At 68.7% G+C, this 16,137-nt stretch carries 15 protein-coding genes; 12 read left to right on the top strand and 3 right to left on the bottom strand.

Features of this window, described 5'->3' with window-relative positions; translation table 11 throughout:
* Positions 1–16: 16 nt before the first annotated feature.
* From AZG88_RS43650 to AZG88_RS43640, 3 genes are all read left to right on the top strand, one after another.
* Complete coding sequence (locus AZG88_RS43650) at positions 17–1,402, top strand: cation:dicarboxylate symporter family transporter (protein WP_061701192.1); 1,386 nt, start codon at positions 17–19, stop codon at positions 1,400–1,402.
* 82 nt (positions 1,403–1,484) lie between these two features.
* Positions 1,485–1,979 (top strand): glutathione peroxidase, encoded by a 495-nt coding sequence (locus AZG88_RS43645; RefSeq protein WP_005254833.1) that lies wholly within the window; start codon positions 1,485–1,487, stop codon positions 1,977–1,979.
* 100 nt (positions 1,980–2,079) lie between these two features.
* Complete coding sequence (locus AZG88_RS43640; protein ID WP_005254832.1) at positions 2,080–2,784, top strand: DUF2334 domain-containing protein; 705 nt, start codon at positions 2,080–2,082, stop codon at positions 2,782–2,784.
* A gap of 50 nt (positions 2,785–2,834) precedes the next feature.
* Here AZG88_RS43640 and AZG88_RS43635 read toward each other — a convergent pair whose 3' ends face one another.
* Positions 2,835–3,482, bottom strand: a complete 648-nt coding sequence (locus tag AZG88_RS43635) for an MBL fold metallo-hydrolase (protein ID WP_061040664.1) — start codon at positions 3,480–3,482, stop codon at positions 2,835–2,837.
* A 131-nt stretch (positions 3,483–3,613) separates the two neighbouring features.
* Between AZG88_RS43635 and purS the strand changes: the two genes are divergently transcribed.
* Positions 3,614–3,853, top strand: coding sequence for a phosphoribosylformylglycinamidine synthase subunit PurS (gene purS, locus AZG88_RS43630; RefSeq protein ID WP_005244409.1), 240 nt, complete (start codon positions 3,614–3,616; stop codon positions 3,851–3,853).
* Entirely contained in the window at positions 3,850–4,527 is a 678-nt protein-coding gene (gene purQ, locus AZG88_RS43625) for a phosphoribosylformylglycinamidine synthase subunit PurQ (protein ID WP_009477892.1), read from the top strand. Before purS ends, purQ begins: the two co-directional genes overlap by 4 nt.
* 213 nt (positions 4,528–4,740) lie before the next feature.
* Here purQ and AZG88_RS43620 read toward each other — a convergent pair whose 3' ends face one another.
* Entirely contained in the window at positions 4,741–5,388 is a 648-nt protein-coding gene (locus tag AZG88_RS43620) for a HemK2/MTQ2 family protein methyltransferase (protein WP_005244403.1), read from the bottom strand.
* A gap of 196 nt (positions 5,389–5,584) precedes the next feature.
* Between AZG88_RS43620 and malQ the strand changes: the two genes are divergently transcribed.
* Positions 5,585–7,690 (top strand): 4-alpha-glucanotransferase, encoded by a 2,106-nt coding sequence (malQ, locus tag AZG88_RS43615; protein WP_061701191.1) that lies wholly within the window; start codon positions 5,585–5,587, stop codon positions 7,688–7,690.
* A 9-nt stretch (positions 7,691–7,699) separates the two neighbouring features.
* Here malQ and AZG88_RS43610 read toward each other — a convergent pair whose 3' ends face one another.
* Positions 7,700–8,290: a TetR/AcrR family transcriptional regulator gene (locus AZG88_RS43610; RefSeq protein WP_025431865.1), complete on the bottom strand. Its 591-nt coding sequence runs from the start codon at positions 8,288–8,290 to the stop codon at positions 7,700–7,702.
* A gap of 99 nt (positions 8,291–8,389) precedes the next feature.
* On the opposite strand from AZG88_RS43610, the gene AZG88_RS43605 reads away from it, so the two are divergent.
* The 6 genes from AZG88_RS43605 (at position 8,390) to AZG88_RS43580 (ending at position 16,135) form a co-directional block, all read left to right on the top strand.
* Positions 8,390–9,589, top strand: a complete 1,200-nt coding sequence (locus AZG88_RS43605) for a macrolide family glycosyltransferase (RefSeq protein ID WP_025431866.1) — start codon at positions 8,390–8,392, stop codon at positions 9,587–9,589.
* 40 nt (positions 9,590–9,629) lie between these two features.
* Entirely contained in the window at positions 9,630–9,983 is a 354-nt protein-coding gene (locus tag AZG88_RS43600; RefSeq protein WP_061701190.1) for a VOC family protein, read from the top strand.
* Positions 9,984–10,008: 25 nt separating this feature from the next.
* Positions 10,009–11,292: a M18 family aminopeptidase gene (locus AZG88_RS43595; RefSeq protein WP_061701189.1), complete on the top strand. Its 1,284-nt coding sequence runs from the start codon at positions 10,009–10,011 to the stop codon at positions 11,290–11,292.
* Between the two features lie 143 nt (positions 11,293–11,435).
* Positions 11,436–13,721: a phosphoribosylformylglycinamidine synthase subunit PurL gene (gene purL / locus AZG88_RS43590; RefSeq protein WP_061701188.1), complete on the top strand. Its 2,286-nt coding sequence runs from the start codon at positions 11,436–11,438 to the stop codon at positions 13,719–13,721.
* 3 nt (positions 13,722–13,724) lie between these two features.
* A complete protein-coding gene (locus AZG88_RS43585) occupies positions 13,725–15,494 on the top strand; it encodes an alpha/beta hydrolase (protein ID WP_061701187.1) in 1,770 nt (589 codons plus the stop codon).
* The gene (locus tag AZG88_RS43580) at positions 15,491–16,135 is read left to right on the top strand and encodes a CPBP family intramembrane glutamic endopeptidase (protein ID WP_005244387.1); all 645 of its coding nucleotides are present in this window, start codon (positions 15,491–15,493) and stop codon (positions 16,133–16,135) included. The genes AZG88_RS43585 and AZG88_RS43580 overlap by 4 nt, the downstream gene beginning before the upstream one ends.
* Positions 16,136–16,137 lie beyond the last annotated feature (2 nt).

The following is a 16,137-nucleotide window of genomic DNA, read 5'->3' as shown; positions in this document are numbered from 1 at the left end:
ATTGGAGGACAATCCCATGAGTACTGCGACAGGGAAGACCAAGAAGCGCGACCGGACACACTGGTTGTACATGGGGGTCATCGTCGCCGTCGTCGCGGGCGTCCTCGTCGGATGGCTGGCTCCGGGAGTCGGCAAGTCGCTCGGCGTGCTCGGCACGATGTTCGTCGACCTCATCAAGATGATGATCAGCCCGGTCATCTTCTGCACGATCGTCCTCGGCATCGGATCGGTGAAGGCCGCCGCCAAGGTCGGCAAGGTCGGCGGACTCGCCCTCACCTACTTCATCGGCATGTCGACGGTCGCGCTCGGCATCGGCCTGCTGGTGGGCAACCTGCTCAACCCGGGCTCCGGCCTGAACATCAGCGCCGACACCGCGGGCACCGGAGCGGCGCTCGCCGAGAAGGCCCACGGCGCCGGCGGCACCATGGACTTCCTCCAGTCGATCATCCCCACATCGCTGATGTCGGCGCTGACCGAGGGAAGCGTGCTGCAGACCCTGTTCGTCGCGCTGCTCGTCGGCTTCGGACTGCAGGCACTGGGCAAGCAGGGTGAGCCGATCCTGCGCGCTGTCGGCTCCGTGCAGAAGCTCGTCTTCAAGATCCTGTCGATGATCCTGTGGCTCGCACCGATCGGTGCCTTCGGTGCCATCGCGAACGTTGTCGGCCAGACCGGTCTCGGTGCCGTCGTCCAGCTCGCCACGCTCATGCTCGGCTTCTACCTGACCTGCCTGATCTTCGTGTTCGGTGTCCTCGGATCCGTGCTCCGCGTCGTCGCAGGCGTCTCCATCTTCAAGCTGGTCCGGTACCTGGCCCGTGAGTACCTGCTGATCTTCGCCACGTCCTCGTCCGAGTCCGCACTGCCCCGTCTGATCGCGAAGATGGAACACGTCGGCGTCGAGCGCACCACCGTCGGTGTCGTCGTCCCCACCGGCTACTCGTTCAACCTCGACGGCACGGCGATCTACCTGACCATGGCGTCGATCTTCATCGCCGACGCAATGGGCCAGCCGCTGTCCTTCCCCGAGCAGCTGTCGCTGCTGGTGTTCATGATCATCGCGTCCAAGGGTGCTGCCGGAGTCAGCGGCGCCGGGCTCGCCACCCTCGCAGGCGGCCTGCAGAGCCACCGTCCCGAACTGCTCGACGGCGTCGGCCTCATCGTCGGTATCGACCGGTTCATGTCCGAGGCCCGCGCGGTCACGAACTTCTCCGGCAACGCCGTCGCCACCCTCCTCGTCGGTTCCTGGACCAACACGATCGACAACGAGCGCGTCCGCACCGTCCTCGACGGCAAGCTCCCGTTCGACGAGTCGACGATGGTCGACGACGGCCACGGTGAGGTCGTCGAAGAGCAGGTCACCGAGACCCCTGCCGCCGACGAGCCGCGGGTGCTCGTGAAGAGCTGATACCCACTCCGAAGTAAACCTCTGTGCGCCCGGGCGATTCGAAGCCTGGGCGCACAGAGGTTTGTTGGCTACGTTGGTGCGCATGACGACACCTGTTCAGAACATCGGCATCAACACACTCGGCGGCACGCCGACCTCACTCGGCGAATACGACGGCCGCGCCGTCCTCGTGGTGAACGTCGCCTCGAAGTGTGGACTGACCCCGCAGTACAAGGGCCTCGAGAAGCTCGCCACCGACTACGCCGACCGCGGACTGACCGTGATCGGCGTCCCGTGCAACCAGTTCATGGGTCAAGAGCCCGGCACCGCCGAAGAGATCGAGACCTTCTGCTCCACCACCTACGGCGTCACGTTCCCGTTGCTCGAGAAGATCGAGGTGAACGGTGAGAACCGGCACCCCCTCTACGAAGAACTGACCAAGGCCGCCGACGCCGAGGGCACCGCGGGCGACATCCAGTGGAACTTCGAGAAGTTCCTCGTCGCACCCGACGGCACCGTCGTGAACCGGTTCCGTCCCCGCACCGAACCCGACGCCCCCGAGGTCGTCGAGGCCATCGAGGCAGCCCTGCCCAAGTAGTAGGCGGCTTCGCCGCTCGTGCGCCTTTTCGGTAGCTCCCACTACCGGAAAGGCGCACGAGCTTTGCTCGCTGTTCACGTTCACCTGTCACGCTGGGGCCATGACCGGACAGCTGATCGTGTCGGTGTCAGGAATCAAGGACGAGACGCGCGACTTCGCGGCCGCGTTCGCCGAGGAGATGGATGCGCGCGGCGTGCCGCTGTCGCTGCTCGTCGCCCCGCGCCTGAAAGACAAGTATCGACTGGTCAACGACCCCGCGACGCAGGACTGGGTTCGCGCGCGCCGATCCCGCGGCGACGCCGTCGTCCTGCACGGATACGACCAGGCCGCGACCAAGCGTCGCCGGGCCGAGTTCGCCTCGCTTCCCGAGCACGAGGCGCGGTTGCGGCTGCTCGCGGCGGACCGAGTGATGGAACAGACCGGATTGCGCACCAGATTGTTCGCTCCTCCCCGCTGGCTGGCGTCGCAGGGTGCCGTCGCGGCTCTGCCGTCCGCCGGCTTCCGGCTGCTGGCCGTGATGACCGCCGTCCACGACCTCGAACGCGAGACGTCGGTGCGGTCGCGCGTGCTGGGGATCGGTGAGGGATTCCGCGCCGAACCGTGGTGGTGCCGGGCCCTGGTCCTCGGCTCCGGACGGACCGCCAGGCGTGGGGGCGTGGTGCGCCTCGCCGTCACCGCGAAGCAGTTGGGCACGTCGGGACCTCGGCAGGCGATGCTCGACGCCGTCGACCTCGCGCTCTACCACCACGCGCGGCCGCAGGTGTACCGCTGGGAGCCGCGGATCCCGCAGATCGGTGCCGCCTGACCCGTGAGTACTTATTAACCGCGGGCGGTTAACAAGTACTCACGGGGCCGTCAGGCCACCTCGACGCTCGACTCGCTCGGCATCGTGCGGAACTCGGTGCCCTCGGGAGCCATGTCCGAGTAGCGGCCGTAGAAGATGCCGGTGGCCTCGTTCGCGAGGATCGCCTGGTGGATGGGCACCGCGACCCGCGGCGCGACGGCGCGCAGGTAGTCGATTGCCTCGGAGATCTTCAGCCACGGCGCCGCGGCGGGCAGCGCTAGCACGTCGACCTTCTGCTCCGGGACGAACAGCGAATCCCCCGGGTGCATCAGCCGGGCGGGGTTGCCGGCATCGCCGAGCAGGAACGCCGTGTTGTCGATCACCGGGATGTCGGGGTGGATCACCGCGTGCCTGCCGCCGGTGCCGGTGACGTGCACGTCGCCGATGTCGAATTCGTCGCCGGCGTGCACCCCCGTCCACGCGCCGCCGAGCTGCGCCGCGGTCTGCGGGTCCGAGTACAGGGCCGCGCCGGGGTTCGCCTCGACGAGGGCAGGCAGTCGTTGCTGGTCGACGTGGTCGGGGTGCTGATGGGTCACCAGGATCGCGTCCAGTCCGGTGATGCCCTCGAATCCGTGGGAGAAGTTGCCCGGATCGAAGAGGATGGTGGAACCGTTCAACTCGACGAGGACGCAGCTGTGGCCGAAGTGAGTCAGTCGCATGAATTCGAGTATGCGCCTGCATGCATGGCTCGTCCCGTTCGTCCGATGCGAACCGCAGGCAGGTAGCCCGGTAAACTTCCGGGTGCCCGGTGTTCCACTCTGGGCTCGCGCACTACTACAAGGAGCAGCACGTGGCCCGTGTCGTCGTCGAAGTCATGCCCAAGGCCGAGATTCTCGACCCCCAGGGGCAGGCCATTGTCGGAGCGCTGCCGCGGCTCGGCTTCGCTGGAGTTTCCGATGTCCGTCAGGGCAAGCGGTTCGAGCTCGAGGTCGACGGCAGTGTCGACGACGCTCAGCTCGAGAAGATCGCCGAGGCCCTGCTGGCCAACACGGTGATCGAGGACTGGACCGTGAGGCGCGTCGAAGCATGAGCGCCCGCGTCGGAGTCATCACTTTCCCCGGCACCCTCGACGACGTCGACGCCGCCCGCGCGGTGACCCTCGCCGGCGGCGAGGCCGTGAGCCTGTGGCACGGCGACGCCGACCTCAAGGGTGTCGACGCCGTCATCGTCCCCGGTGGCTTCTCCTACGGCGACTACCTGCGGTGCGGCGCCATCGCACGGTTCGCGCCCGTGATGGGCAAGGTCGTGCAGGCCGCCCAGGGTGGCATGCCCGTCCTCGGGATCTGCAACGGCTTCCAGGTTCTGTGCGAAGCGGGCCTCCTGCCCGGCGCGCTCACCCGGAACGAGGGCCTGCACTTCATCTGCCGCGACGAGTGGCTGAAGGTCGAGGCCACGTCGACGGCGTGGACGTCCCGCTACGAGTCGGGTGCCGAGATCCTCGTCCCGCTCAAGTCCGGCGAGGGCCGCTACCAGGCGTCGGAGAACGTCCTCGACGAACTCGAGGGTGAGGGCCGCGTCGTGTTCCGCTACGTCGGCGACAACCCGAACGGTTCGCAGCGCGGCATCGCAGGCATCTCCTCGGCCAACGGCCGCGTCGTGGGCCTCATGCCGCACCCCGAGCACGCCACCGAGGCCCTCACCGGCCCCAGCGACGACGGACTCGGCATGTTCTACTCCGTCCTCGACAGCGTCATCTCCGCCTGAGCCGACCGGCACCGTGTGTGGCCGAGGGCCTGCACGGTGCCGGGTCAGACGGCGACGATTCCCTCGCCGTGCTGCGCGATGCCGCGGCGCTCGGACGCGGTGAGCCCGTCCCAGATTCCGAACGGTTCGGTCGCGCTCAGGGCGTGGCTCTGCCAGTCCCAGTCCCAGGCCTCGGTGTGGGCACTGAAAAATGTTGTGGCACATATTCGGTGTCTACTTGACGGCGCGGATCACCACGATCTCTTCGCGGGTCTGGCCGACCTCGATGAGCCCTCTCCGCTCGAGCATGCCCCTGCGTTCGACGAGGACCGGTCCGAAGGGGATCTCGGCGGTCGCGGCGACGTCGACCCGCATGTTCTGTTCCTCGAGCATCGTCAGAGTTTTCTCGACCCCGCTCAGGCTGGACTGCGCCAGCAGCAGAACACCACCGGCGACGAGAACGTCGGGGGCCTGGCAGCAGATCCGATCGAGCAGTGCGCGACCGTTCTTCCCCGCGTCCCAGGCCCGTGCCGGGCCACGGTCGGGCACGGCATCGACCAGTGCCGGAACGTACGGCGGGTTGGACACGACGACGTCGAACCGTTCCTCGCGAACCTGCTCGACGAGATCTCCGTGAATCACCCGGATCCGGTGCCCTCCGACAAGGGCATTGAGTCTGATGCTGATCGCTGCTCGCCTCGACACGTCCACCGCAGTCACCCGGCCTGCACCCGCAGCGGCGGCGCGCACGCTCAGCGCGCCGGTCCCCGCGCAGAGGTCGAGCACCCGGGAGTGGGGTCCGAGTGGCTCCGCCGCCAAGACGTCGGCCAGCAACTGCGTATCGTGTTGCGGGCGATAGACTCCGGGAAGACGTAGCAGCATCGAAGACTCCTCTGTCGCCGGTCGCATCGTGGTGCGTCCACGGCATTCCCTCGCGGGCTCACCGTGGACGTCGTGCGTCTGATTACTCCACAGTTACCCCGCCGGGCGCAGGGCCAATCACGCCGCGACGCACCGACCGCCGTGGCACGGGTCGGAAGCCGCGCAGATTCCGAGGTGAACTGGCACGATCGACGGGATGACGTACACCGAGCAGTTGCGTGACCTCGCCGCCCGGCACGGGGTTGCGACGTCGTACCGGGGTTGGGATCAGCAGCGCCACGACGTGCGCGACGACACGCTCCGCAGCGTCCTCTCGGCCCTGGACGTTCCCGCCGGAACGGAGGACGAGGTGCGGCGCGCCCTGTCCGAATGCGACGCGGCACCGTGGCGACGGATGCTGCCGCCCGTCGTCGTCGGCAGGGACGGGTTCGAGACCCGTTTCGTGGTCCACGTTCCACACGGCGAGGCGGTGGACGTCACGATCGACACGGAATCGGGCGGGACGGTTCCGGCGCACCAGCTCCAGGTGTGGGTCGATCCGCGGGAGGTCGACGGCGCCCTGGTCGGCCGCGCGACGTTCGTCGTCCCCTCCGACGTCCCGTGCGGGTGGCACACGGTGCGGGCGTCCACCTCGCTCGCGTCCTCGTCGTGCACACTCGTCGTGACACCGGCGCGTTTGTCGACGTCCGACGCACTGAGCGACCGCCGGCGCTGGGGTGTGCTCACGCAGTTGTACTCGATCCGCTCACGTCGTTCCTGGGGTGTCGGGGACTTCGGCGACCTCGCGGATCTCGCATCGATCTTCGGTTCCGTCCACGGCGCCGACTACGTTCTGGTCAACCCACTGCATGCCGCGCAGCCCCGCCCACCGATCGAGGCGTCGCCGTACCTGCCGACCACCCGCCGCTACGTCAACCCGATGTACATCCGTGTCGAGAACATCCCGGAGACGGCGTACCTCTCGACGCGACGCCATGCGCGGATGCGCGACGCCGCAGCGCGATTCGACCGGGCGAACGACCGGTCCGACCGGATCGACCGCAACCCGTCGTACCGGGCCAAACTCCGGGTGCTCGAACGGGTCTTCCGGATCGAGCGCAGCCCGAGCAGGCAGCACGCATTCGAGGAGTTCTGCCGCGACGAGGGGGACGGGCTGCAGGACTTCGCGACCTGGTGCGCGCTCACCGAGAAACTGCCACCCGGCGACCCGCGATGGACGACGAAGGCCGGTGCGCCCGACAGCGACTGGGTGCAGGCGCAGCGGCGTAAGCTCGCGCCGCGAATCGAGTTCTACTCGTGGCTGCAATGGGTCTGCGACGAGCAGCTTTCCGACGCACAGGATGCGGCGCGCTCGGCAGGCATGGACATCGGGATCGTGCACGATCTCGCGGTCGGGGTCCAGCGCGGGGGTGCGGACGCGTGGTCGCTGGGAACGGCCCTGGCAGAGGGCATTACCGTCGGCGCTCCTCCCGACGACTTCAATCAGCAGGGTCAGCAATGGAATCAGCCGCCGTGGCGTCCTGATCGGCTGGCCGAACTGGGGTACGCCCCGTACCGCGACATGCTGCGCACCGTGCTGAAGCACGCAGGTGGGCTGCGGGTCGATCACATCCTGGGGCTGTTCCGGCTGTGGTGGATCCCCGCCGACGCGGAGTCGCCTGCGGACGGAACGTATGTCTCCTACGACCACGAGGCTCTCGTCGGGATCCTCGCGCTCGAGGCCGAGCGGGCAGGCGCCGTGGTGATCGGCGAGGACCTCGGGGTTTTCGAGCCCGCGGTCCAGGACTACCTTGCCGAGCGCGGGATCCTGGGGACGTCGATCCTGTGGTTCGAGCACGACGGCGAGCGGCCGACACCGCCGGAGCAGTACCGGACCCTGTGCCTGACATCCGTTACCACGCACGATCTTCCGCCGACCGCCGGATACCTGGCCGGCGAACACATCGAATTGCGCTCGCGGCTCGGGCTCCTCGAACGCGACCTCGAACTCGAGAAGGAACACGACGCCCGGCAGCGCGAGGCCGTGCTGCAATTGGCGCGCGACCGCGGGCTGCTGGCCGACGACGCGTCGATACCCGACACCGTGAAGGCGTTGTACCGGCTGATCAACCGGAGCCCGTCGTTGCTGTCGGGTGTCGCTCTCGCCGACCTGGTGGGGGAGTACCGCGTCCAGAATCAGCCGGGCACCGACGAGACCCAGTATTCGAACTGGAAGATTCCCCTCGCCGACGCGTCGGGTCGTGCCGTCCACGTCGAAGACCTGGCGGACGGCGATTTCGGATTCGTCGACGACGCCCGCTGATCCCGGCCGTCAGGGTGCGAGGGCGCGCATCGCCAGGTCGACGACGGCGTCCGCGTGGTCGTGGGTGAGGGGATGCGCCCCGCTCTGCCAGCGGTAGAACATCGGCGCCATGAACAGCTCGAACGCGAGGGCGAGGTCGACGTCGGGCCGCACCTGCCCCGCATCCTGCGCGGAGCGGAACCGCGCCGCGACGAACTCGAACTGCGGCCGGTAGATCCGCTCGACGATCTGTTCCTGCAGTGCGGGATCCTGCAGCGATTCGATGGACAGCGCCCGGAACAGCGGTTCGAAATCGGGTGAGGTGAACTCGTCGACCGTGGCCCGCAGGACCAGCCGCATGTCGGCGGCGAGGTCGCCGGTGTCCGGGAGGGCCATGGTCTGGTGGGCGCCGGCCGCGTTCTGTTCGTGCAGGGCGTCCACGACGAGCGCGCCCTTGGATCGCCACCACCGGTAGATGGTCTGTTTCCCGACCTTGGCGCGTGCGGCGATGCCTTCGACGCTGATCTTCGCGTAGGGCTGTTCGCGGATCAGTTCCTGCGTGGCCTGCAGTATCGCGGCGCGGGACCGTTCGGAACGGCGGGGATTGTCGGCGGACGGCATGAACGGATCGTAGACCAGACGAGACGTATCGTCTTGACTCGATTTTCCCCACGTGTCACTCTTGACCGAGACGGACCGTTCCGTATTGGAAGGATGAAGATGACCCGCTCACACATCGCCATGGTCAGCATTCCGGCGCCCGGGCACGTCAACCCGAGCCTGGAGATTCTCCGCGAACTCGTCACGCGCGGGCACCGCGTGACGTACGCCAACGACGCCGCCGTGAAGGACGTCGTCGAGAGCGCCGGAGCGGAATTCAAGGAATACGCCTCGACGTTGCCGCGCGTGAACACCGCGGGTGCGACGGAGGAGTCCGAGAAGTCCTGGGAGGGCGACACCATCGATCAGCTCACTCTGTTCCAGGCCGAATACGAGTCGATGCTGCCCCAACTGCGGGCGCTGTACGAGGACGACCGCCCCGACCTGTTCCTCTACGACATCGCGGGAGGTCCCGCCCGCGTCCTCGCCGAGGAATGGGGCGTCCCGATCGTGCAATTGTCGCCGACGTACGTGGCGTGGGAGGGCTACGAAGACGACATGAAGTCGTTCGTCGGCACGATGCGGGCGGACCCGCGCGGCGCCGCGCTGTACGAGCGGCAAGGGAAGCTGCTGCGGGACAACGGTGTCGAGACGGACCCTGACGAATTCTACGGGCGCCCGGCCCGGGCGGTCGTGCTGATCGCGAAATCTATGCAGCCCAATGCCGACCGCGTCGACGAGGACGTCTACACGTTCGTCGGACCGGCCCTGCCCACCCGGCGGCCCGCCGACGGCCGGTGGCAGCGTCCGGCAGACGCGGGAAGGGTGCTGCTCATCTCGCTCGGCACCGCGTTCACCGACCACGCCGACTTCTACCGGCGCTGCATCGAGGCGTTCGGCGACCTCGACGGCTGGCACGTCGTTCTGCAGATCGGCCGGCACGTCGACGTCGCCGAACTCGGAACCGTGCCCGGCAACGTCGAGGTCCACCGGTGGGTGCCCCAGTTCGACATCCTCGGGCAGGCCGACGCGTTCCTCACCCACGCCGGCATGGGCGGGTCCAGTGAGGGAATGTTCACCGGAACGCCGATGATCGCCGCGCCGCAGGCCACCGACCAGTTCGAGAACGCCGACGCGCTCGTCGCCGCGGGAGTCGCGGTGCGAGTGGACAGTTCGGAGGTGTCGGCGGCGGAGTTGCGGAACGCGCTCGCGCACGTCGGCGCCGAGCCGGTCCGGCGCCGCAGCGCGGAGCTCGCCGCCGAGTTGCGTTCTGCGGGTGGAGTGGACGCCGCCGTCCGGGTGATCGAGGAGTTCCTGTGAAGCCGCGAGACGTGTCGGTGGTCACGTCTACTCTGCGGGCATGGCACTCACACTCGGCATGATCACGTTCGACACCACGGACCCGGGGCCGCTCGCGAAGTGGTGGGCGAAGCAGACGGCGGGCACGATCGAGCAGGAGAACGACGGCTGGTTCTACGTCGTCGCCCTCCCGGATTCCGCGCAGAAGCTGGCGTTCCAGAAGGTCGGCGACCCCACTCCGGGGAAGAACCGCCTCCACCTCGACCTGGCGTCCGACGACCTCGACGGCGAGGTGGGCAGGCTGAGTGCCGAGGGCTCCACGGAGGTCGCGCAGCACGAGATGGGCGATTTCCGGTGGGTCACGCTCGCCGATCCCGACGGCAACCAGTTCTGCGTCTCGGGTCCCCACACGTGACAGCGGGTCCTGCATGATTGACCCCATGCCTTCCACTACGTGGGCCGACGCCCAGGGACTCTGCACCTTCGTCGATGCATCACCGTCGTCGTTCCATGTGTGCGCGACGGTGTCGATGTTGCTGACCGGCAACGGTTTCACCGAGTTGCACGAAACCGACTCGTGGCCCGGCGAGCCCGGCCGGTACTTCCTGGTGCGCGGCGGATCCCTTATCGCGTGGAGTACCGAAGGGCTGGGCCGGACGGCGCCGTTCCGCATCGTCGGCGGGCACACCGACAGCCCGAACCTGCGCGTCAAACAGCACCCCGACCTGTCGTCGGCAGGGTGGCAGCTGGTGGGTCTCGAACCGTACGGGGGTGCGTGGCTCAACTCGTGGCTCGACCGCGACCTGGGCATCTCCGGGCGGCTGAGTGTGCGGGCCGGCAACACGGTCGAGGAGAAACTTGTCCGCGTCGACGAACCGATCCTGCGCGTCCCGCAGCTGGCGATCCACCTGTCCGAGGACCGCAAGGGCGTCCACCTCGATCCGCAGCGCCACCTCAACGGGGTGTGGGGGGTGGGGTCCGAACGCCGCTCGTTCATCGACTTCGTAGCCGACCGGGCGGAGGTGCCTGCCGACGCGGTGCTCGGGTGGGAACTGATGACCCACGATCTCGCGCCCAGCGCCCTCGTCGGGACCCAACAGGACCTCGTCAGTGCGCCGCGGCTCGACAACCAGGGCACCTGCTACGCGGGCACCCAGGCGTTGCTGGCGGCGGCCGAGAACCCCGGGGACCGGGTGCCGGTGCTTGCGCTGTTCGACCACGAGGAGGTGGGGAGCATGTCCGATCGGGGCGCGTTCTCCGATCTCCTGAGCACCGTGCTCGAACGCATCGTCCTCGGCCGCGGCGGCGGTCGCGAAGAATTCCTGCAGACGATGGCCGGATCGATCTGCGCGTCCGGAGACATGGCGCACGCGACGCACCCCAACTACCCGGAGCGGCACGAGCCCGCCCACCCCATCGCCGTCAATGGGGGACCTGTGCTCAAGGTCAACCAGAACCTGCGCTACGCCACCGACGCGGCCGGAGCCGGCGCGTTCGCCCTCGCCTGCGACCAGGCCGGCGTGCCGCTGCAGCGGTACGTGCACCGCGCCGATCTGCCGTGCGGTTCGACCATCGGCCCGATCACCGCGTCCAGGACCGGGCTGAGCACCGTCGACGTGGGCGCCGCGCAGCTCGGGATGCACTCGTCGCGAGAGCTGATGGGCGCCCGTGACGTGCGGGCCTATTCCGACGCACTTGCGGCCTTCCTCACACCGACGGCGTGAGGAAGCGGGACGAGGAGCGCCAGGTCGGTACCGGAGCGAGCCGCCGGATAGACTGACGTACGGCTCGTCGCCACCCGGCTTGCGCCGACCGTGACTCCCGGCTTGCCTCTCTTGACTCCCGTAGGGAAGGGACCCCACCTCCAGTGTCAGCACACCCGGTCGACACCGTCACCGCCGCCACCGCGACCCCCGACGTCGCACAGCCCTTCAAGGAACTGGGGCTGAAGGACGACGAGTACGCCCGCATCAAGGAGATCCTGGGCCGCCGCCCCACCGAGGCCGAGCTCGCGATGTACTCGGTGATGTGGAGCGAGCACTGCTCCTACAAGTCGTCCAAGGTGCACCTGAAGTACTTCGGTGAGACCACGACCGACGAGATGCGTTCCTCGATGCTCGCGGGCATCGGCGAGAACGCCGGCGTCGTCGATATCGGCGACGGCTGGGCCGTCACGTTCAAGGTCGAAAGCCACAACCATCCCTCCTACGTGGAGCCCTACCAGGGTGCGGCCACCGGCGTCGGCGGCATCGTCCGCGACATCATGGCCATGGGCGCACGGCCCATCGCGGTCATGGACCAGCTGCGCTTCGGTGCGGCGGACGCCCCCGACACCCGACGCGTCGTCGACGGTGTGGTGCGCGGTGTCGGCGGCTACGGCAACTCGCTCGGCCTCCCCAACGTCGGCGGCGAGACCGTGTTCGACGCGTCGTACGCCGGTAACCCCCTGGTCAACGCCCTGTGCGCCGGCGCGATGCGCGTCGAGGACCTGCACCTCGCGTTCGCATCCGGTGCCGGCAACAAGATCATCCTGTTCGGTGCGCGCACCGGCCTCGACGGCATCGGCGGCGTGTCCGTGCTGGCGTCGGAGACCTTCGACGGCGACGAAAGTGGAACCGGACGTAAGAAGCTGCCCGCCGTGCAGGTGGGCGATCCGTTCACCGAGAAGGTGCTCATCGAGTGCTGTCTCGAGCTGTACGCCGCGAAGCTCGTGGTCGGTATCCAGGACCTCGGCGGCGCCGGCCTGTCCTGCGCCACGTCCGAGCTCGCTGCGGCCGGCGACGGCGGCATGCACATCAACCTCGAGCAGGTCCCGATGCGGGCCACCGGCATGACCGCGGCCGAGGTGCTGTCCAGCGAGTCCCAGGAACGCATGTGCGCCGTCGTCACCCCCGACAACGTCGACGCGTTCATGGAGGTCTGCAAGAAGTGGGACGTCCTCGCCACCGTCATCGGTGAGGTCACCGACGGCGAGCGGCTCACCATCTCCTGGCACGGCGAGACCGTCGTCGACGTGCCGCCGCGCACCGTCGCCCACGAGGGCCCCGTGTACGAGCGCCCCGTGCAGCGTCCCGCGAGCCAGGACGCCCTCGTCGCCAACACCACCGCCGGTCTGACGCGTCCCGAGTCGGCCGACGAACTGAAGGCGACCCTGCTGAAGATGCTCGCGTCCCCGGCGCTGTGCAGCCGCAAGTGGATCACCGAGCAGTACGACCGCTACGTGCGCGGCAACACCGTCCTGGCCGAGAACGCCGATTCAGGCGTGATCCGCGTCGACGAGAAGACGGGCCGCGGCATCGCGCTCGCCACCGACGCGTCCGGCCGCTACACCGCGCTCGACCCGTACGCCGGCGCGCAGCTCGCGCTCGCCGAGGCCTTCCGCAACGTCGCCGTCACCGGCGCGACCCCCAAGGCCGTCAGCAACTGCCTGAACTTCGGGTCCCCCGAGGATCCCGGCGTCATGTGGCAGTTCCAGCAGGCCGTCCGCGGCCTTGCGGACGGCTGCGCGAAGCTCGGCATCCCCGTCACCGGCGGCAACGTCAGCTTCTACAACCAGACCGGCTCGACCCCGATCCTGCCCACCCCGGTGGTGGCCGTGCTCGGCGTCATCGACGACGTGCACCGTCGCATCCCCACCGGCCTCGGACTGGAACCGGGCGAAACGCTGATCCTGCTCGGCGACACCCGCGACGAGTTCGACGGGTCCATCTGGTCGCAGGTCGAGCACGGCCACCTCGGCGGCGTGCCGCCGAAGGTCGACCTCGAACGGGAGCAGTTGCTCGCCGACATCCTCCTCGCGGCGTCCCGCGACGGACTGGTGTCCGCGGCGCACGACCTGTCCGAAGGTGGTCTCGCGCAGACCGTCGTCGAGGCCGCGCTGGCCGGCGAGACGGGCTGCCGAATCCTGCTTCCCGACGACGCCGATCCGTTCGTCACCCTGTTCTCCGAGTCGTCGGGCCGCGTGCTCGTCGCGGTCCCGCGCACCGAGGAAACTCGCTTTACCGGTATGTGCACGGCCCGTAATCTCCCGTGGGTGCGCATCGGTGTGGTGGACGAGGGGTCCGATTCCGTCGAGGTCCAGGGCCAGTTCTCGGTCTCGCTGGCCGAGCTGCGCACGACGTTCGAGGGAACTCTGCCGGCATTGTTCGGGTGATGAATGGTCGAATCGGGGGCATTGGAGAGGGTTGACAGGGGGCCGCGGGAACTCTCGCGGCTGGTTGATCCTGCACTCCTCCACGGTCCCCGACTCGACCGGACCTGGCGTTTCCTTCGGCTCGACTTCACCGGCATCGCGTTCGCGACGCTGTTCTTCTGCTGGTCGCTGACACCGTCGCTGCTGCCCCGCGACTGGTTGTTCCAGGGGCTGATCGGCGGCATCAACGCCGCGATCGGTTACACGGTGGGAACGGCGATCGGCTGGCTGGTGCGGCGCTACTTCCTGCGGCACCGGTCGTGGTGGCCGTTGCCGGAACCGTGGTCCACCGGCCTGCGCGTCGTCGTGACGGTGACGTGCGTGGTCGTGAGCCTCGTGATGCTCGCATACTCCGCGGCATGGCAGCGTGAGCTCGCCGCGCTGATGGGGGCGGAGGGCACCACCACCACCGGCTACATCCGTACGGGCGGTCTGAGCCTGCTCGTGGGCGCCGCGATCATCTCGGTGTGGCGGCTGCTGCGCGAACTCGTGCGGTGGATCGCGGCACGACTCATCCGGCGGTGGCACCTCGCGATCCCGACGGCCACCACCGCCGGCATCCTCATCGTGACGGTGCTGTTCTTCCTGCTCGTCGACGGTGTTCTGATGCGCGGCATCTACGCCGCCACGAATGCGGCGTTCAGCCTGCAGAATTCGACCACCCGCGACGGCGTCGAGCAACCACTCGACCCGGAGAAGTCGGGCAGCCCCGAGTCGCTGGCGCCCTGGGACACCCTCGGGTACGAGGGCCGCAACTTCGTGTCCCGAGGCCTCGACGCCGACGAGCTCACGGCGGCCAACGGCACCCCGGCCAAGGACCCCATCCGGGTCTACGCCGGACTCGAGACCGCCGAGGACCCGGACGCGCGCATGGACGTCGTCATCGACGAACTCGAGCGGACCGGCGCGTTCCAGCGCAAGGTCCTCGTCGTCATCCCCACCACGGGCACCGGTTGGGTCAATCCGACTGCGGCGCAAGCGATCGAGTTGGTCCACAACGGTGACACGGCGTTGGTGGCCAGCCAGTACTCGTTCCTGCCGAGTTGGATCTCGTTCCTCGCCGACCGTGAGAAGGCCGCGGAGGCGGGGAAGAAGCTGATCGACCGCGTGCACGAGCGGTGGTTGCAGGAACCCGAGGCGACGCGCCCCAAGCTGCTCGTCTACGGCGAAAGTCTCGGCACCCAGGCGGGGGAGGGCGCCTTCGACACGCTGAGCGACATCCGGCAGACCGTCGACGGCGTGTTGTGGGTCGGACCGCCCAACTCGAACCGCCTGTGGGGACAGCTGATCCAGCGCCGCGACCCCGGCACTCCCGAGGTCGACCCCGAGTACTCGGCGGGTCTGGTGGTGCGGTTCGCCGACGACTCCGCCGACATGGTCGACGACACCAGTGAGTGGCTGTCGCCGCGCATCCTGTACGTCCAGCACCCGTCGGATCCCGTCGTGTGGTGGTCGCCGGACCTCGCGTTCACCCGGCCCGACTGGTTGAAGGAACCACCGGGCGAGGATCGTTCGCCGTCGATGAAATGGTTTCCGTTCGTGACGTTCTGGCAGGTGTCCGCCGACCTCACCAACGCCGCCGGCGTGCCGGACGGGCACGGCCACAATTACGGGACTCTCGTCCTCGACGGCTGGATCACGGTGGCCCAGCCCGAGGGATGGACCCCCGTCGACACCGAACGCGTGCGGTCCACTCTCGAATCCCTCGCCGGGACAGAGGGTCCGGAGAAGTGAGCAGGCGCGCGTCCGTTGCCGGTGCGGCGGCGGCCGTGCTGTGGAACAACGTGGTGCTGCCCGGTGCGGGGCTCGGCCCCTACGGGCGGGCCGTCGCGGGAGGCGCGCTCGGACTGTCGGTCGTGGGAGCAGCGCGCGCCGCGGGGTACGGCATCGACGAGCTCGGCCTGTCCGCGTCGAAGGCCCGGTCCGGGTTGCGATACGGCGCCGTGGCGTCGGTGGTTCCGCTCGCCGGATATGCGCTCGGGTTGAGCGTGCCCGCACTGCGCAGGCGTGTGCCGGCGGGCGACGGCGTCACCGGTTTCGCCGGCTGGGTGGGGTTCCGGATCCCGGTGGGGACCGTGGCGCACGAGGAACTGCTGTTCCGCAGCGTCCTGTCCGCGATGCTGCGACGGGCCTGGCCGCCTGCGACGGCCCACGTCCTGCACGCCGCCACGTTCGGGCTGTGGCACGTGCGCGCGGCCCGGATCGCCGGTGACGGCGTCGCCGCGAGCGTGCTGCTCACCGGCACCTCCGCGTGGCTGTTCGAGTGGTTGCGTCGACGCAGCGGCAGCGTCGTAGCCCCTGCACTGCTGCACCTTTCGATCAATGTCGGCGGGGCGGTGGCCGCCGAGGTCGCGCGGGCCCGCACAGTAGATTGAGC

Origin of the sequence: Rhodococcus sp. LB1 (genome assembly GCF_001583455.1) — a bacterium.
Taxonomy (GTDB): domain Bacteria; phylum Actinomycetota; class Actinomycetes; order Mycobacteriales; family Mycobacteriaceae; genus Rhodococcus_F; species Rhodococcus_F opacus.
Note: the sequence above shows the minus strand (reverse complement) of the source record. Positions and strands in the feature narration are given on the sequence as shown.

Excerpts from the sequence above, each read along its gene's own strand:
- AZG88_RS43650 (WP_061701192.1), top strand. The coding sequence starts at position 17 with ATGAGTACTGCGACAGGGAAGACCAAGAAGCGCGACCGGACACACTGG.
- AZG88_RS43645 (WP_005254833.1), top strand. The coding sequence starts at position 1,485 with ATGACGACACCTGTTCAGAACATCGGCATCAACACACTCGGCGGCACG.
- AZG88_RS43640 (WP_005254832.1), top strand. The coding sequence starts at position 2,080 with ATGACCGGACAGCTGATCGTGTCGGTGTCAGGAATCAAGGACGAGACG.
- AZG88_RS43635 (WP_061040664.1), bottom strand. The coding sequence starts at position 3,482 with ATGCGACTGACTCACTTCGGCCACAGCTGCGTCCTCGTCGAGTTGAAC.
- purQ (WP_009477892.1), top strand. The coding sequence starts at position 3,850 with ATGAGCGCCCGCGTCGGAGTCATCACTTTCCCCGGCACCCTCGACGAC.
- AZG88_RS43620 (WP_005244403.1), bottom strand. The coding sequence starts at position 5,388 with ATGCTGCTACGTCTTCCCGGAGTCTATCGCCCGCAACACGATACGCAG.
- malQ (WP_061701191.1), top strand. The coding sequence starts at position 5,585 with ATGACGTACACCGAGCAGTTGCGTGACCTCGCCGCCCGGCACGGGGTT.
- AZG88_RS43610 (WP_025431865.1), bottom strand. The coding sequence starts at position 8,290 with ATGCCGTCCGCCGACAATCCCCGCCGTTCCGAACGGTCCCGCGCCGCG.
- AZG88_RS43605 (WP_025431866.1), top strand. The coding sequence starts at position 8,390 with ATGACCCGCTCACACATCGCCATGGTCAGCATTCCGGCGCCCGGGCAC.
- AZG88_RS43600 (WP_061701190.1), top strand. The coding sequence starts at position 9,630 with ATGGCACTCACACTCGGCATGATCACGTTCGACACCACGGACCCGGGG.
- AZG88_RS43595 (WP_061701189.1), top strand. The coding sequence starts at position 10,009 with ATGCCTTCCACTACGTGGGCCGACGCCCAGGGACTCTGCACCTTCGTC.
- AZG88_RS43585 (WP_061701187.1), top strand. The coding sequence starts at position 13,725 with ATGGTCGAATCGGGGGCATTGGAGAGGGTTGACAGGGGGCCGCGGGAA.